The sequence below is a fragment of the Aureibaculum sp. 2308TA14-22 genome, from assembly GCF_040538665.1.
Taxonomy (GTDB): Bacteria; Bacteroidota; Bacteroidia; order Flavobacteriales; family Flavobacteriaceae; genus Aureibaculum.
Map to the genome: position 1 here is coordinate 1,336,784 of NZ_JBEWXT010000001.1, position 17,770 is coordinate 1,354,553.

General features: G+C 33.2%; 14 protein-coding genes. 4 read left to right on the forward strand and 10 right to left on the reverse strand.

The genetic code is table 11. The features are described from left to right. Positions 1 to 27: 27 nt before the first annotated feature. Complete coding sequence (locus tag U5A88_RS05860) at positions 28 to 1,140, forward strand: aminotransferase class I/II-fold pyridoxal phosphate-dependent enzyme (protein ID WP_354204610.1); 1,113 nt, start codon at positions 28 to 30, stop codon at positions 1,138 to 1,140. Positions 1,141 to 1,227: 87 nt separating this feature from the next. Continuing rightward, entirely contained in the window at positions 1,228 to 3,147 is a 1,920-nt protein-coding gene (locus U5A88_RS05865; RefSeq protein ID WP_354204611.1) for a polysaccharide biosynthesis protein, read from the forward strand. A gap of 8 nt (positions 3,148 to 3,155) precedes the next feature. Here U5A88_RS05865 and U5A88_RS05870 read toward each other — a convergent pair whose 3' ends face one another. From U5A88_RS05870 to U5A88_RS05885, 4 genes are all read right to left on the reverse strand, one after another. Continuing rightward, the gene (locus U5A88_RS05870; protein WP_354204612.1) at positions 3,156 to 4,325 is read right to left on the reverse strand and encodes a lipoprotein N-acyltransferase Lnb domain-containing protein; all 1,170 of its coding nucleotides are present in this window, start codon (positions 4,323 to 4,325) and stop codon (positions 3,156 to 3,158) included. Between the two features lie 89 nt (positions 4,326 to 4,414). Beyond that, complete coding sequence (locus U5A88_RS05875) at positions 4,415 to 5,542, reverse strand: putative type IX sorting system protein PorV2 (RefSeq protein WP_354204614.1); 1,128 nt, start codon at positions 5,540 to 5,542, stop codon at positions 4,415 to 4,417. Positions 5,543 to 5,564: 22 nt separating this feature from the next. Then, positions 5,565 to 6,224 carry an ABC transporter ATP-binding protein gene (locus U5A88_RS05880; RefSeq protein ID WP_354204615.1) on the reverse strand — a complete coding sequence of 220 codons (660 nt, stop codon included), beginning with the start codon at positions 6,222 to 6,224 and terminating at the stop codon, positions 5,565 to 5,567. Between the two features lie 111 nt (positions 6,225 to 6,335). Further along, positions 6,336 to 8,741 carry a DUF5916 domain-containing protein gene (locus U5A88_RS05885; protein ID WP_354204617.1) on the reverse strand — a complete coding sequence of 802 codons (2,406 nt, stop codon included), beginning with the start codon at positions 8,739 to 8,741 and terminating at the stop codon, positions 6,336 to 6,338. A gap of 175 nt (positions 8,742 to 8,916) precedes the next feature. Here U5A88_RS05885 and sucC point away from each other — a divergent pair, with 175 nt between their 5' ends. Both sucC and U5A88_RS05895 read left to right on the forward strand, forming a co-directional pair. Then, the gene (gene sucC / locus U5A88_RS05890; protein WP_354204619.1) at positions 8,917 to 10,110 is read left to right on the forward strand and encodes an ADP-forming succinate--CoA ligase subunit beta; all 1,194 of its coding nucleotides are present in this window, start codon (positions 8,917 to 8,919) and stop codon (positions 10,108 to 10,110) included. A 29-nt stretch (positions 10,111 to 10,139) separates the two neighbouring features. Then, complete coding sequence (locus tag U5A88_RS05895) at positions 10,140 to 11,444, forward strand: serine hydrolase domain-containing protein (protein WP_354204621.1); 1,305 nt, start codon at positions 10,140 to 10,142, stop codon at positions 11,442 to 11,444. A 6-nt stretch (positions 11,445 to 11,450) separates the two neighbouring features. Here U5A88_RS05895 and U5A88_RS05900 read toward each other — a convergent pair whose 3' ends face one another. The 6 genes from U5A88_RS05900 to U5A88_RS05925 all read right to left on the reverse strand — a co-directional run bounded on the left by U5A88_RS05900 (position 11,451) and on the right by U5A88_RS05925 (position 17,770). Then, on the reverse strand, positions 11,451 to 14,264 hold the full coding sequence (locus U5A88_RS05900) for a TonB-dependent receptor (RefSeq protein ID WP_354204623.1): 2,814 nt from the start codon (positions 14,262 to 14,264) through the stop codon (positions 11,451 to 11,453). Between the two features lie 27 nt (positions 14,265 to 14,291). Next, entirely contained in the window at positions 14,292 to 14,666 is a 375-nt protein-coding gene (locus U5A88_RS05905; RefSeq protein ID WP_354204625.1) for a hypothetical protein, read from the reverse strand. Between the two features lie 15 nt (positions 14,667 to 14,681). Beyond that, the gene (locus U5A88_RS05910; RefSeq protein ID WP_354204627.1) at positions 14,682 to 15,881 is read right to left on the reverse strand and encodes an alanine dehydrogenase; all 1,200 of its coding nucleotides are present in this window, start codon (positions 15,879 to 15,881) and stop codon (positions 14,682 to 14,684) included. 45 nt (positions 15,882 to 15,926) lie between these two features. Next, entirely contained in the window at positions 15,927 to 16,337 is a 411-nt protein-coding gene (gene tsaE / locus U5A88_RS05915; RefSeq protein ID WP_354204629.1) for a tRNA (adenosine(37)-N6)-threonylcarbamoyltransferase complex ATPase subunit type 1 TsaE, read from the reverse strand. A gap of 2 nt (positions 16,338 to 16,339) precedes the next feature. Further along, a complete protein-coding gene (locus U5A88_RS05920) occupies positions 16,340 to 17,056 on the reverse strand; it encodes a YebC/PmpR family DNA-binding transcriptional regulator (protein ID WP_354204631.1) in 717 nt (238 codons plus the stop codon). Positions 17,057 to 17,167: 111 nt separating this feature from the next. Continuing rightward, the gene (locus U5A88_RS05925; protein ID WP_354204633.1) at positions 17,168 to 17,770 is read right to left on the reverse strand and encodes a hypothetical protein; all 603 of its coding nucleotides are present in this window, start codon (positions 17,768 to 17,770) and stop codon (positions 17,168 to 17,170) included.

Here is a 17,770-nt window from a genome sequence, read left to right on the forward strand (position 1 = left end):
GATAAAAATGATAACTTTGAACTATATATGAATTATAGAATTCCATTATCGCCATCACATTTTTCAGGTGCTGAAATAAAATATATTGATAATGCTTTTGCCGAAAATATGGTTTCGTCTTCTTCAGGGGCTAATATCAATCAATTTGAATCACAAATTTGCGAGTATATCAATGTAAAGGCATGTACCGCATTATCGTCCGGAACGGCAGCTATTCATTTAGGATTGATACTATTAGGGGTAAAAGAAAATGATGAAGTTATATGTTCAACATTTACCTTTTCTGCCACGGTAAACCCGATAAGATATTTAAAAGCGACACCTGTTTTTGTAGATTCTGAAAACGACACCTGGAATATGTGCCCTCAATTGTTAGAGGAAGCTATTTTAGATAGAATAAAACTAGGTAAAAAACCTAAAGTAATACTATTAGTCCATTTATACGGAATGCCTTCCAAAATGGATGAGATAATAATGATATCCAAAAAATACAATATTCCTATATTAGAAGATGCCGCTGAAGCCATTGGATCTAGCTATAAAGGCAAAAAGATGGGCGGTTTTGGTGAGATTGGAATTTTTTCATTTAATGGGAATAAAATCATAACTGCTTCTGGAGGCGGTGCTTTAGTATCCGAGAGTTCTAAGTATTGCAAAAAAGCTCTCTTTTTGGCAACTCAGGCTCGTGATAATGCCCCACATTATCAACATTCAGAAATCGGCTACAATTACCGTATTACAAATATTTCTGCTGGAATTGGTCTTGGACAGTTGCAAGTTGTTCATAATCGTATAAAAGCGAGAAGAGACAACTTTAATTTCTATAAAAAAGAATTAGCAGATATTAACAAAGTTTTCTTTCTAGATGAACCTAAAGGTTTTTTTTCAAACAGATGGTTAACTACACTTTTGACGGATAGTTTTAAATTTAGAGAACAATTAAGAATTAAATTAGGTGCTAATAGGATAGAGTCTAGACCATTGTGGAAACCCATGCACTTACAGCCTATTTTTAAAGATTTTCCTAATTATTTAAATGGTAATTCTTTAACATTTTTTGAAAAAGGTTTGTGTTTACCTAGTGGTTCTAATTTAACTAAAGAAAATAAACAAGAAATAGTACGTTTGATTAAAGAATAATCGAATAGTAATTATTTAACTAAGATTTACGACCTTTGTAAAAAGGAAAAGTAACTCACAGGTATTCATCTGATTCAATTTTTTAAAATGCTAAAATCATTTTTTTTAAAAGGTGCTAATGCTACTGTCTCTAGATGGGTAGTACTAATGATTGACGTATCAATTGTTTTACAAACTTTTTTTCTTGCCTATCTTATCCGCTTTAACTTTGTACTAAGTTTTCAGAAATACGGATTTTTGTCACAAATACTACTTGTTGCTATTCTTGCGATGTTGAGTTTTCTATTTGTTGGTTCTCACAAAGGTACGGTAAGATATACTGGTATAAAGGATGCGGTTAATGTATTTTACGGGACATTGATTTTGTTTGTAATTATGGCCTTCATTGTTCTCATTCATAGAGAGTTTGACATGTTTGATCGATTTGCAGCACCGTTATCAGTAATTATTACACATTTCCTTCTAAATATAATTGTATTAATTGCTGGGCGATTTATTTTTAAACAACTAATCCAAAGGATAATAACCGAATATAAACCGCCAAAAAAGACATTGATCTATGGAGCAGGAGACTCGGGAATGCTTACCTATGCAGCCATTAGTAACAACTTAAACAATAGTGCTAATATTGTAGGTTTTATTGATGACGATAAAAAGAAAAAAGGTAAAAAATACAATAGGGTTAAAGTTTACCCTTCGGATGAAGTTACGAAAGAGTTTATCTTAGAAAATAATATCAAAGAAATAATTGTTTCTATACATAATATTAAACCCTTTGAGTTATTTGAAATAGTTGATCGACTGATACCTTTACCAGCCAAGGTAAAAGTAGTACCACCAGTTGAACAATGGATTGATGGTGATTTAAACGTTGGGCAACTTACAGAAGTTAAAATTGAAGACTTGCTCAATAGAACACCAATAAAAATAAACAACCCTATACTTCAAAAAGAGTTGGATAATAAAGTGATTTTAATTACGGGTGCAGCAGGTTCAATTGGTAGTGAAATTGCTCATCAAGTTGGTAATTATAATTATAAACATCTTATTTTATTAGATCAGGCTGAATCTGATCTTTATAATGTTCAGCAGAGTTTTTACAGAAAGAAATTTAAAAACTTCTCGGTTGAAGTAGCCGATATTAGTAACCAGAATAGAATGGAAAGCATTTTCAATAAATATGATATTGAGATGGTTTTTCATGCAGCTGCGTACAAACACGTTCCGCTAATGGAGAACAATCCATATGAAGCGGTTAGAGTCAATGTGTTTGGAGCACGAACCATTATGGATTTAGCTTTGGAACATAACGTAGAAAAATTTGTTATGGTTTCTACGGACAAAGCGGTTAACCCAACCAATGTAATGGGAGCAACAAAGCGTGTTGCTGAAGTGTATGCCAATTGCCTCAATTTTGAAGGTAAAACTAAATTTATTACCACACGATTTGGAAATGTTTTAGGGTCTAATGGTTCAGTAATTCCTTTATTCAAAAAACAAATTGCTGAAGGTGGACCAATTCAAGTCACACACAAAGAAATTACACGGTATTTTATGACCATAAGTGAAGCCTGTAGTTTGGTGTTAGAAGCGGGAGTAATGGGTAAAGGCGGTGAAATATATGTTTTTGATATGGGCGAATCCGTTAAGATATATGATTTGGCCAAAAAAATGATTCACCTTTCGGGATTAAAATACCCAGAAGATATTGATATTAAAATTATTGGTTTGCGGCCAGGAGAAAAATTGTACGAAGAATTATTAAGCAACGAAGAGAACACCATACCAACTTACAATGAAAAAATTATGATTGCTAAGGTAGACCCTGTGGATTATAAAGTGGTCAAAGACAAAATTGTTGCACTCTCCCAATTGGATAATATGGATAATTTTGAAATTGTATCGAGAATGAAAGAGATCGTAAAAGAATATATATCTAACAATTCGGAATACGAACAATTGGATGGAGAAAAGTCTTCAGTAGATGATGAAAAAGTTCGGGGTTAAGATAAATTCTATGATTCAGTATATCTGAACAAAAACCAATATCTAATGCCTAGCACTATTAATAGTGGAAGTATTCCAATAGCAAATACCTGAATTTTTAATATCCATAATAGTACTGTTAAAACCAAGAGCATCAATAGCAATAAAACATACTTTTTCACCCAATTTGATAATTTATTTTTTAACAACACAAAAGCAACAAACAAATTTGGCATAAAGGCCCATAGTGCATTATAGTTGTCTTTTGTTGCCGAATGATCAGTGGCAAACCATAATAGAAAAACGACCGTGCCTATTAACCCAGTTAACAAGAACAGAAAAAAATCTAACCATTTGCTGCGTTTTTTCCTTTTAAGGTCTCTATATGTAATCCAGAAAACGAATAAGGCGAATATTGAAAATAGGGTAGTAGGAGTAAAAATTTGAAACTCAATAATGCCTTTATCTCTTGTATTATATAAAATTTTTGTTTCCTTTACAAGAGGTTGGTCGTTAATTGTACTTTCGGCATAAGTATTAAAAATATTATCGGGTAAAAAAAGATAATCTTTGGGGGTTGCTTTTTTGTCGATTACAGAACCTAAGGCCAAATCAATTCCAAAAGTACCCCAAGGATGTTTTTTATTGGCATATTTATGAATTAAACTACGAAGTGTCTCATCCTTACCTTCAATGAAAGAAGTTGAAAATTCAACTTTTTCCTTTAGTACATTTTTTGCTACATCCTTTAATCTCGTTGCACAATTATCATAAAAAAAATCGTATAAATAAGATTTGTTTTCTGGTTTGGCATTGTTCTGCAAAAAGTTGAAAAATGCTTGTTTTTCAGATAATGATAAATTTAAAATTTGTTCTCTTATTCCTCTATTTTCTTCCTTGTAACTTTTATAAAAATATGAGAAAGGATAAGCCCCTAAATCGTACAATAATTTTCCTTGTGCAAATTTTCCATAGAAATTGGGAGTGTTAAAATCAAACATTCCATAATTATATGCTAGATCCATATTCAGCACTTTATCTTTTACCCTAAATGCACTGTGACCAAAAGCATCATATAAATTATGACCAGGGTCAACGGTAATTACACTTATTTCAGCTTGGTCAGATAAAGTTATCTGCTGGGCAAATCCATTAACTACTAAAAACAGACAGGAAATATAAAATAGACTTCTTTTCAATGTTCTATATTTTTAATTTTTGGTACTGTCATTCCCGCGTAAACTGGAATCTTATAAATATTACCGGAGAATTTCAATCGAAACATTTTTTATTCTAAAGTTACAGGTCTAAACGCACTAATATCAACTTTTATAGAAAATACATTGGAAAACAAAGAGCCACTTGCACCTCCAATATTGGTCAAGGCATAATCAACGGATATACCTTTGTAGTTAAAACCAACACCAAAATTAGGTTCCAAGGTCAACGATTTATTGTTGTCAAAGTCGGTTTCGTTCTGGAAATTATTGACACCACCCCTTAAATAAACCAAATTGATATAATCCAGTTGAAACCCAAAAGAGGGACTTAGACTTACAACCGAGCTCGAAACAACATCATTGGTCTTTGCAAAACGCATATTTAAGTCAAGTGCGGTCAGCAGGTTAAAATCTCTGGCAACCTTAAATTTTCTAGCCACGCCCAACTGTGCTTTAGGCTTAGTAAGTTCAATTTTTTCGGGAGTAACCGTAGGGATTATTTCATCATCATTATCAGGATTGCCATCATTTAAAATACTCTGATTTAAGTTATTATAAATTTCTAAAATGTTATTCAATTCATCATCATCAAAAGACCATGCATTAAAGGTGGTAGTGATATCGCGTAGCATTAATCCGAATTGCCAATTGTTGCGTTTAAATTGTAATCCAGCATCTAAACCAAAACCAATGGAAGTAGCAAAACCACCAATTTTACGTCTTACAATCTTAGCATTTACGCCTACATTTAAATCTTTTGTAATCAGCTTTTTTGCATAAGCCACATTAACTGCCCAATCAGCGGCTGAAAATAGGCTTACCCTATCATAATTAATTTGCCCGTCTTGAATAAGTTGAGTGGTATTCAAAATATCATCAACACCAAAACGCATAATAGCAATGGCAACTGTACTTTCATTGTTAATAGGCTTGGCAAAGCCTACATAATCGTAATTAGCAATACCCTGAAAATATTCGGCATGCATCAAAGATCCTTGGTAATCTTTTAAGCCTACCAAACCTGCTGGATTCCAATAAATGGCATTGACATCATTACTAAAAGCCGTTACCGCTTTACCCATACCAAATGCCGCAGCATCAACACCAATGTTTAAAAATTCATTAGAGAAGTTTCTGATGGTTTGCCCATAAGTTGTCTGAGCTAAGAATAATATGAGCACTAATATTTTTTTCAATTAATCTATTTACTTTGATTCTTTAAACTATTTTACCATCCAACATTTCCAATTTTCTATCGGCCATATCGGCCAATTCTGTATTATGGGTCACAATGACAAAGGTTTGATTAAATTCGTCACGTAAGCTAAAAAATAATTCATGCAAATTCTTAGCGGAAGCCGTGTCTAAATTACCACTAGGCTCGTCTGCAAAAATAACCTTTGGATTGTTAATTAAAGCTCTGGCAACGGCTACACGTTGTTGTTCTCCACCAGAAAGTTCATTAGGCTTATGGTCAACTCTGTCAGATAAGCCCAAAAAATCTAATACTTTTTTAGCTTCAGTTTCAACCTTTTTTTTTGGTTTATTAGCAATAAATGCCGGAATACAAACATTTTCTAAAGCAGTGAACTCAGGCAATAATTGATGAAATTGAAAAATGAAACCAATATGCTCATTTCTAAATTTTGATAAGTTTTTATCTTTTAAGTTTAAAACATTTTGTTGGTTTAAACTCAATAAAGCATCGTTGGTATTAGTCGGTTTGTCTAAAGTTCCTAATATTTGTAACAACGTGGTTTTTCCTGCACCAGAAGGACCAACAATAGCTACTATTTCTCCTTGCTTTATCGTTAGATCTACCCCTTTTAACACTTCTAAATCACCATAAAATTTATGAATATTCTTCGCTACAATCATAATTAAAAAAATCTTAGTGTAAAACTACATAATTAATTGGAAAAATGTAGTTTGAAGGAGTTTATCTAACAAAATAAGAATTGCAAATAGCCAAAGCAGAACATATAGTGGTTATAGCCATGTCTTAATTTTATTGTAATCTAAGAAATAAATAAATTTTAAAGAGAAATTATTGACAATAGGTTCTTCAAATAAATTTTCTAAATTTCTATTGAAGTTTAAATACGAAAGATCATCAGAATTAAAAATTGAATTTCTGTACAAAGCAACTAGTTGACTTCCGGGAGCAAATTCCCACGCGTAGCTTAAGTCTAAATTCCAAATATTATAATTTATATCATGGTTGCCGATATAAGTACTGCTATCTAAAGTTCCCTCAGTATTCAGTTCATAAAAATTATTGTCATAGGTTACTGGCGACCAATAATGCCTAAATGCAAGGGATAGTGAAGATTTTACGCTAAAACTATATTTTCCAGAAAGGGCATTGGTCACGGTTTTTACATCTCTATTTCCAAAAATAATATCACCATTATTTTGCCTTGCTACCCATCCGTTTGCATTTTTTAATTTTGAATATTCAAAATTATAAATTATTTGAAATTTATTGCTAAAACGAAAGCGAGGCTCAAAATTTATGGCAACAAAGTCTTCGCTAGTGCCGTATCTACTTCCATAAGTGCCTCTAAGGTCATAGGCAAAGTTCTTTCTATAATCCGTAGAAACCCAAGCACCTAATTCTAGAATACCATTTTGTTTAAAATAACGCCCTGCTACCCTAGGTTCAAAATAGTCAAATTGTTTGCCAATATTAGTTTCTATACCTCCACCAAAGGCCAATCTAGATTTCGTGATAAAAAAGGCGTCAAATTCAAACTCATTACCTGTATAAACATTAGGGTTGTTCAGATAATCGATACTAGACTCAAAACTAATCCTATAATCATTAAAATGTTTGGTAGGCTTAAAAATTTGATACGATATTTCTCCAAAATAGGTCGAAATATTATTTCTTCTTTGAAACCCTAAATCATTAACTTCATAAGTATCATTATTTCTGTAGTGACCTGCACCATATTGTACATTACCAAAAATTTTAGAAACTTCAACAAAACCTGAAAAGCCGTCAGTTATTTCACCATTTTCTTTGACGTTACTCATCTTAAAATTACCTTTGATATTGTATTTATTACTTTTATTAGTAATATCATAAAGCAATCCAGTAACATTGGCATCCCTAAAACTACCACTTCTGGTAACATTTGTATTGATTAGAGTTACAGAAGAATTTTTATTGAATTGTTGATCAAAAACCAAAACGTTATAATTGGCCAAAGGTTCCGTAACTACTTTTCTAGTTTTATTTGTCATTGAGTTTTTTACAGTAGCTGATGTTTTTTCTGTAATGGCATTAAAAATACCAATACCCAAGCCTTTCTTTGTACGACCCGATAATTTAATTGCATTGAGCATATTTACCTTTTCGGGATTGTTGATTATTTCTTCATCGGTACCAAGCTGATCGTCAACAGCATTATAACCAACTGCACGATTACCTATTCTTCGAGAATAGAACAATCTTCCTTTATCGAATAATTCTGTTCCTTCAGTAAAAAAATCGCGTTGTTCATCAAAGCGTTGCTCAAAAGGACCTAAATTAAGTTCCAAATCATCAAATCCAGTTTGACCAAAATCTGGTATTAATGTAACATCAAGTGTAAAACTTTCGTTTATTCCATACTTTAAATCTAGTCCAATGCTCTTATCAAACTCGGTATTACCATCATAATTTGTAATTGCTGCAGATGCATATGGAGAAAAGCTTAGTCGTGTTGGTGCTTCAATATTTTTTAAACCTGTCAATAGTCCTGAGTATTGTGTAATCTCTCCTTTACTTTTATCGATATAATTCCAAACATACTGTTCGTTTATATAATGAATTCTTCTGTGGAAATTAATTCCCCAAGTTTCAACATTTGTAGAAAAGCGTAATGCGGAGTAGGGAATTTTTATTTCAACCACCCAACTGTTTTTATTAAACTTTACTTTACTAAACCACACAGCATTCCATGTAAAGTCTTCATTACCATTGGAAACTTTGGCATCTCCTTGAGCTCCCGTACTTTGAACCGCAAACTCAGTATCGTTTTGCCCATCATTATTAGGGTTTATAGAAATGAGAAAGAAATCGGTATTGCCGAATTCATCTCTGTTTCCAAACTCCATAGGTACTTTGTCAGGAGTGTCATCATAAAGTGTTGCTCCAAAATAAATGGCCTCATCATCATATGCAACCCTTACCGTAGTTTTTTTGTTGTTTCGTTCAGCATCTCCATCACCAGGCTGAAACATCACAAAATCTTTTGCTATATCTGTATTTTGCCAAAAAGGTTCATCTAAAACCCCATTGATAACTGGCGGTTTATCAATTTTTAACGCTTTAATTTGTTTTTTAGCCAGTTGCGAAAAGGAAAGCGTAGATAAAAAAATAAGTAAAATGAATGGGTTAAATTTCATTTAGATGGGTTAAGTTATTTTAGTTTCATGCGAAAGTATTTATTTGCAAAGAATAAATCCTTAAAAAAATGTTAAAGAAATATGTATTTAGGCAAAATGGTAATTTATTTTAAAAGTTAATTGTATTAACAAATGGTTTGTTATTTTTGTAAAACTTATTTTCAAAATATACAGAATGAATTTACACGAATATCAAGGAAAAGAAATATTAAATAGTTTTGGAGTTAGAATACAAAGAGGTAGAGTTGCTCATAACCATAAAGAAGCTGTTGAAGTTGCAAAACAGTTAGCCACTGAAACCGGAACAGGTTGGTGGGTAATTAAAGCTCAGATACATGCTGGAGGTAGAGGTAAAGGAGGTGGTGTTAAATTGGCCAAAAATCTGTCAGAAGTTGAGTCAATATCACAAGATATAATTGGCATGATGTTAAAGACGCCACAAACTCCACCAGAAGGTAAAAAAGTAAATCAGGTACTAATTGCCGAAGATGTCTATTACCCTGGAGATAACGAGCCAGAAGAGTATTATATGTCGGTACTGTTAAACCGTGAAAGTGGTAGAAATATGATTATGTACTCTACGGAGGGCGGTATGGATATTGAAACTGTAGCGGAAGAAACTCCTCACTTAATATTTACTGAAGAAGTTGACCCCGCAGTTGGTTTATTGCCCTTTCAAGCTAGAAAAGTTGCGTTTAACTTAGGTTTGTCTGGTGTTGCTTTGAAAGAAATGGTAAAATTTGTTACCTCTTTATACACGGCATACATAAAATCAGATTCCTCGATGTTTGAAATTAATCCAGTATTAAAAACGTCTGATGATAAAATTATGGCTGTCGATGCTAAGGTATCTTTGGATGACAATGCATTATTCAGGCATAAAGATTATGCAGAAATGCGTGATTTGCGTGAAGAGAACCCAATTGAAGTTGAAGCCAGAGCCGCAGGATTAAACTATGTTGACCTTGACGGAAACGTTGGCTGTATGGTAAATGGTGCAGGATTGGCAATGGGTACTATGGATTTAATAAAACAAGCAGGTGGAGAACCGGCTAACTTTTTAGATGTCGGTGGAACAGCTGATGCTAAGCGAGTGGAAACAGCTTTTAGAATTATTTTAAAAGATTCTAACGTGAAAGCGATTTTGGTAAATATTTTTGGAGGTATTGTACGTTGCGATAGGGTAGCACAAGGTGTTGTAGATGCCTATACCAATATGGGCGATGCCATTAATGTACCCATTATTGTCCGTTTACAGGGTACAAATGCCAAAGAGGCTAAAGAACTTATTGATAATAGCGGTATGGAAATTATTTCTGCTACCGAATTTAAAGAAGCTGCTGATAAAGTACAAGAAGTTTTAGCTTAAGGGAAAAATAATAAAATTTCTTAAACAATATGAAACCGATACTACATTCAAAAATTATAACTTTTTGTATGTATTTATCGGTTTTTTGTAGTTATGCCCAAGATAAACTCACGTATGCTAATCCATCTGATGTTGGTTTAGATTCAACTTTTATTTACCACAAAGTTGACTCAATTATAACATTGGGAATCCAAAACCATGCTTTCCCAGGTGCCCAAGTCTTAGTCGCTAAGGAAAGTAAAATTATTTTTCACCAAGCTTATGGTTTTCATACCTATGATTCTATCCAAAAAGTAGGATTGGACGATATTTATGATTTGGCATCAGTTACCAAAATTACGGCAGCATTACCTGCTTTGATGAAGTTAGTTGATGAAGGCAAATTGGACTTAGACGAGCCATTTAGTAACTATTGGAAACGCTGGAGGCATGTTAAAGACAAAAAAGAACTGACTTTACGCGAAATTTTGGCTCATCAGGCTGGACTCAAACCTTACATTGTTTTTCTTAATGAAGTCATTAAGAAAAATGGTAAAATTAAAAAGCGATTTGTAAAACAAAAGCCAACTAAACATTTTAGTAATCAAGCATATAAGGGATTATATATTAAAAATAAGTTTAATAGAAAAATGTACCGAATGGCAAATCGGTCAAAAGTTACAAAAGAAAAAAAATATAGGTATTCGGGGTTGACTTTTCTTATTTATCCTGAATTGATTCAACAAATTTCGGGGCAATCTTTTGAAAATTACTTAACGGATAATTTTTACAAACCTTTGGGAGCTAATACTATGGGTTTTACTCCAAAGAAGAAGAATTACAAAAATAAGATTGTTCCCACAGAGTATGATTCCATCTTTAGAAAAGAGTTAACGCATGGTTGGGTTCATGACGAAAATGCTTCGTTATTGGGTGGGGTTTCGGGTAATGCAGGCTTGTTTGCAACAGCAACCGATTTAGCCAAAATGATGCAAATGTATATGAATTATGGTGTTTATAATGGTAAGCGATATTTTTCCGAAGCTACGGTTAAAGAATTTATAAAAATCCAATATCCGAATAATGACAATAGAAGGGGATTGGGATTTGACAAACCGTCTATTGGAAATGATACATTGAGTTTAAAAGATGCTTATCCTTCTCCTGAAGTAAGTGCTGAAAGCTTTGGACATTCGGGTTTTACAGGAACTTTTGTATGGGCAGACCCCAAAGAGAAATTAGTATATATTTTCTTATCAAATAGAGTACACCCTACAAGAAATAATAGAGGTATCTACACTTTTAATATTAGAAGTGCCATACAACAAGTCTTTTATCAAGCAAAGAAAGAATAACCAAGGTTAAAAACTATAATTTAGTTTTAGCAATGCTCTTCTTCTCAATACAGGAAAAACTATAAAGCTCTGATCTGGATTCGCATTAATATATTCTTTAGTTGCCCCATTTGCACTAGCACCAAAACTATTTGCTCCGTAAAAGTTTGCCAATCCTTTGGAATTAAAGAGGTTTGATATCAAAAGATTTACTGATAGCTGCTTATTTATCTGATAACCGGTTCCAGCATTAAATACGCTATATGCTGGTAGTTGGAATCCATTAGCAACATTCCCTTCACGTTCACCCATAAATTTCCATTTTAAAAAAGCTGATAGTTTATTTTTTTGAAATTCACTGCTTAAATTAAACATCAGTTTTGGATTAAATGAAAGTGTGTTACCCGAATAATCAATAATAAGATCATCTGAAGTATCAACAGAGCCAGAAGCATCATAAATTTTCCAATCGGTAGCTTTGGCGTCTTGAATGACTCCATTAAACCTAAAAGTGAAATTTTGTATGGGTGTATAAACACTTTCCCACTCTAGTCCCAGAGTATTTGAAGTATTAAACTGAATAGGAGTATAGAAAATACTATTGTCATCTGAATCAAATTCAAAATTGCTAGTACCTATATTTTTAAGTTGACTCCAAAAAACTGTGCTGGTAAACGAGAAGTTGTTAATGCTAAATTTAGCACCAATTTCCATTTGACTTATTTTTTGAACTTCACCTTTTTTATTTATAGGCACATTAGAAAAATTATTAAAATAATAATTCAATTCAGGAGCCTTATTACCTTGTGAAAATCTTGCAAATAATGAAGCATTGCCATCAATTTTATAATTGATTCCAGCGGAAAATGAGAGGTAATTATAGTTATAATTAAAGTTGTCTTTTTCTCCCGTAGGGGCTAAAACTCCACTATCATAAACCGTATTATTATTTCCATCAATACCACCATCTTGAGAAAACGGTGCAAAACGATCTTTACTGCCTTTGTGTTTAATGGTTTCGTAACGTAAACCCAAATCTAAATTGATTTTGTCTGAAATTTTCCAAAGGTCATTTACAAAAGCAGCTACTTGACTTATGTTGGCCCTTGCATTTACAAAGAACAATCCGCCATAATTACTAATTCCGCTGTTATCTGACAAATCAATTATAGGCTGGTTAGGATTTTCAAGAGTAACGTGTAGCATTCTTGGATTTGGTTCATAAGTTACATACCCAAAACTTCCTTGCGTAAATTGAGAGGTATTAGAAAAGCCCAATGCAAAACCAGTCGTAATGTCATGGTTTTCTAACTTTTTTCTTACTATAAATTGGTTCATCCATTCGTCAGCTTCATTTTCTTTGTACCATGCTGATGTGCCCATAATTGCATCATTTGGTAATGTGCCATCTCCTAAATACTCAATAGCTTGACCAGCTAGGATACCACTGTTGTTAATGCGAGCAACTTCTGAACCTGATTTAGCATCCTTAAAAACTACTTGGCCAATTGGGAAATCGGCTCCACTAATAAAATATGCCAAAGGATTATTTAAAGAGACAAAAGCATTACTTATTGAGGTTTGCCAATTTGCATCTTTGCTCGAAAATTTCAGGTTATTTCTTACAGACCAATTATTACCTAAATCTTGTGAAATATCAACTCCAAAAGCAAAATCTTTAGCATGTACTCCTTTAGAAGGATTAAAACTGTTTCTTTTATCTTGACTCAAATTTCTTCCATCGGGAATAGTAGCATTATAACTTGGCATCAGTAAAGATGTAGAACTAAAATTTTGTCCAAATGCAGGAGTAGGATCGTTCCAATTTCCTGCTGCTACACCAGTATATCTATTGGTGAAATCATCTAAAATTTTTGCATAAAATTTAAAATAGCCCCTGTCGTTCTGTTTCATCACATTAAATTTAAACTGCCCACCTTTACTGAAAGTAAAATCGGTATTTCTTGCCCCATCGTCAACTCTATAATGCCCACCAGCGTTTAAAAACCAATTGTTGCCCAATGGACTACCAATATTGGCATCAATTTTATACAAATAATTGTTTTCACCTTGAAAGCCACTTGCTACCTGAACATCACCGCCAAACTCATTTCTAACGCTTCTTGAGATAAAATTATAAATACCTCCTGGGGCATTCATTGCTGTAATAGCAGCACTTCCTCCTCTAATAGCTTCTACTTTATTTGTTGTTAAATCCGAACGGTGAAAAAGATCTGGACTGTAATAAGAATGTTGCACAAGACTAACGGGCAACCCGTCCTCTTGTAATGAAACATAATACCAACCCATATCATCTTCTGCAGAAGCCGAAATACCGCGAGTATAAACTCTGGTAAACACTTCACCTGCAGATGCATCTACAAATGTTCCAGTAACGTTTTGAAGTAAATCTGCAGTACCTTGTGGATAAACTTGTTGTAGCATTTTAGAATTTAATGTACTTACAGAAGTACTAGACTCAAGCTGAATTCTTGGGTCAAACGAACCTGTTACAACAACGTTTTGTAAGTTGAGCAAATCGTCTTCTAAAATAAAATTTAGTGTAATATCATTATCTGAAACTTTAATAGCCTCTTTGATTGTCTTATAACCTATAAAAGATAAAGTCAATGTATAACTGCCAGAAGAAATATTTTGAAACTTAAATTGACCATTAGCATCTGTTACTGTACCAATAAAAGATGGGCTTAGAACAATATTTACGTTTTCTAGAGGATTACCTTCAGTATTCTTTACTTCTCCCGTAATAGTATTTTGAGCATTTATAGTCTGATAATACAAACCCGTTATAAGCAAGATGAAAAATAGTTTAATTTTCATTTTATTGATTTTTATAATTGAATTTTTTTACTTGGAAAAACTTAATCGTTGAATGGTTACAATGGTATCACAATTTTCAACATAAATAGTTGCTTCCTTTTCTTTAATAAAACCATCAATCCAATAATAGCGACAAGGTTCTTGGCGGACTTTACTTTTTGAAAAATCAATATCGCCTTTAAGCAATAGTTCTGCAACTTCGGTAGAATCTATATTTTCATCTTTAATCAGTTGAATGACCTCAGCATCATAAACTCTATGTTTACTCCTTAAAATTTCTAACATTCTTGCATTGGGTAGGTAATTACAAGAGGCATCTTTACCGTTTAAAAAAAATAGTAGTAATAAAATCCCTAATGCAAATCCAAAACCAAAAAAGACAAAGCGACGTTTAATATCCATTAAATGGTTTTAAAATTAAAAAATAAGTAAGTTAATGTCGTTATAAGGTAAGCTAAACCAGTCGGCAACAGCTCTGTTGGTTAGAATGCCATGATAAAAATACATACCTCTTTGTAAACTCTTATCAAATCTTGCTGCATTTTCTATTCCACCTTCATCTCCAATTTCTAACAAATATGGAGTAAAGATATTACTGATGGATAAAGAGGCAGTTCTTGAATACCGTGAAGGAATATTAGGTACGGCGTAATGAATTACGCCATGTTTTACAAAAGTAGGTTTGTTATGCGTAGTAATTTCAGAAGTTTCAAAACAGCCACCGCTATCTATACTTACGTCAACAATAACGGCTCCATTTTTCATGGTCTGTACCATATCATCACTTACTAAAACTGGGGTTCTTGTTCTACCTCTAACTGCACCAATAGCTACATCACATCGCATTAAGGCTTTTTGTAACGTCTTGGGCTGAATTGTTGATGTATAAATCGGTTTCCCTAAATTATGTTGTAACCTTCTTAATTTAGTGACTGAACTATCAAATACTTTTACTTGGGCTCCTAAGCCAATTGCTGAGCGAGCGGCAAATTCGCCAACAGTACCCGCACCTAAAATAACAACATCAGGCGGTGCTACACCACCAATATTCCCCAATAGTAATCCATTACCAACGCTACTGTTATTCATAAGCTCTGCGGCGATCAAAATAGAAGATGTTCCGGCAATTTCGCTTAATGATTTTACAACGGGAAATACACCATGCTCATCAGAAATGAAATCAAATGCAATGGCGGTTATTCTCTTTTTGGCTAAAGCCTCAAAATATTTTTTATGTTGTGTTTTTAATTGTAATGCAGAAAACAGTACACTTTGAGGATTTATATATTCAATTTCTTTAAGTGATGGTGGTTCAACTTTTAAAATAAGGTTACAGCCAAAAACCTCTTCAGCATCATAAGAAATTTTTGCTCCTGCCTCAGAGTATTCTGTATCTGTATAATTTGCACCTTCACCAGCAGTGGACTCAATTATTATTCTATGCCCTTGATTTGTTAACGCGGCAACTGCATCAGGTGTTAAACAAATACGTTTTTCTTGTAAATGTGTTTCTTTGGGAAGACCAATAAACAATTCACCTTTTTGCTTTTTAATTTCAAGCATTTCAGGTTTTGGTAGTAATTGTTCTTTGCTAAATGGCGAAAATTGTTTACTCATTTTTTTGGTTATTTGCCCTCCGAAGCTTAAGCTTAGACTGGTTGGTTATGGGTCAATTACTATTTTTCTACTTCCATCTTCATTCATTGACAATTGAATTTTTACAGCATTGAAAGGTAGTAAATTTTTAATATTCTCAGGCCATTCTACCAAGCACCAATTATTGCTGTCAAAATATTCCTCTACACCCATATCTAAAGCTTCTTCCTCTTCTGTAATCCTATAAAAATCAAAATGATATATAGTTTCACCTTCTAGAGATTTATATTCATTAACTAAGGAGAATGTAGGAGAACTTACCACATCATTAACTTCTAGCTGTCTCACAATCTCCTTAATCAAGGTAGTTTTGCCCACTCCCATATCTCCATAAAAAAGGAGAACTTTATTAGTATGCGTTTTTATAATAGCAGTAGCTATTTCTGACAATTCAGCTAAGAAATAATTTTTATTCATCACTATTCTTCCATAGAATGATACACGTTTTGTACATCATCATCTTCCTCTAAACGTTCTAATAATTTTTCGACATCGGCTTTTTCTTCCTCACTTAATTTTTTGGTAGTAGTTGGTATACGCTCAAAGTCAGATGATAAAATTTCAATATTGTGTTCATCTAAGTATGCCTGAATAGCACCAAATTGTTCAAAAGGAGCGTAGATCATCAGTCCGTCATCGTCTTCAAATATTTCTTCCACTTCAAAATCGATAAGTTCCAATTCCAATTCTTCCAAATCCATTTTTAAATCTTCCGTTGAAATTCTAAAATTACAGGTATGGTCGAACATAAAAACCACAGAACCCGATGTGCCCAAATTACCATCGTATTTGGTAAATGCAGCACGGACATTGGCTACCGTTCTGTTATTATTATCGGTTGCAGTTTCTACTAAAACCGCAATACCATGTGGGGCATAACCTTCGAACAACACTTCTTTATAATCTGCCGTGTTTTTATCAGATGCTTTTTTTATAGCACGCTCCACGTTGTCTTTTGGCATATTAGCGGCCTTGGCATTCTGAATGACCACGCGTAAACGCGAATTCGATTCAGGGTTTGGACCACCTTCTTTTACTGCCATTACAATATCCTTACCAATACGCGTAAAGGTTTTGGCCATGGCTGACCAACGTTTCATTTTCCGTGCTTTTCTAAATTCAAATGCTCTTCCCATGTTTTTGTAAAAAGTTTAATCTTCGATTTGTTTAATTGTAAATATGTTTGTGGTTTTTTCTGTCATTCCCGCGAAGGCGAGAATCTGTTCGAGCCTTCTTCAAGGTTAATATTACTCACACTCACGGTTATAGAAGTTTACTACCTCCTCAATATCTCTTCTTTTAAATTCTTTGTTCTCGATTTTCTTTACCAATTCAGGACAGTCCTTAAAATATTCTGATGCTCCTTTTTTAAAGTTTTTTTTAAATAAACTGCCTTGACCACCTAAACGTGTAACAAATTCGTCACCTGCTCTACTAACGTAATAATGACTAATGGAAGGATTTACTGCTGGCGATATACCGTTGGACCCAATCACAAAGACCTTATTGTATTCGTTATAATCCAAATATAAATTAGCCTTACCATCCTCCATTAATTTCAGCAAACGGGGTAAAGTGTTCTTTTTGGTTTTTTTAAAATAGTAATGTGAATAGACTGTTGTTGAAAATGATTCTTTTTCATAAATTTCAATAGATTCAACATCATCAGGGGTATAAACTTTATATTTCGACTTTTTATCTTTTCTAAATTTTATTCTAGCTCCTGACGTAATAATTTTAGCTAAACCCGTTATCTTACTACCATCCTTAAAGTGTAAAATTGCTTTTTCTTTTTGTGCCGTCATTGGCAAAACGAACAGAAATGCTGTAATTATTAATAGTTTTTTCAT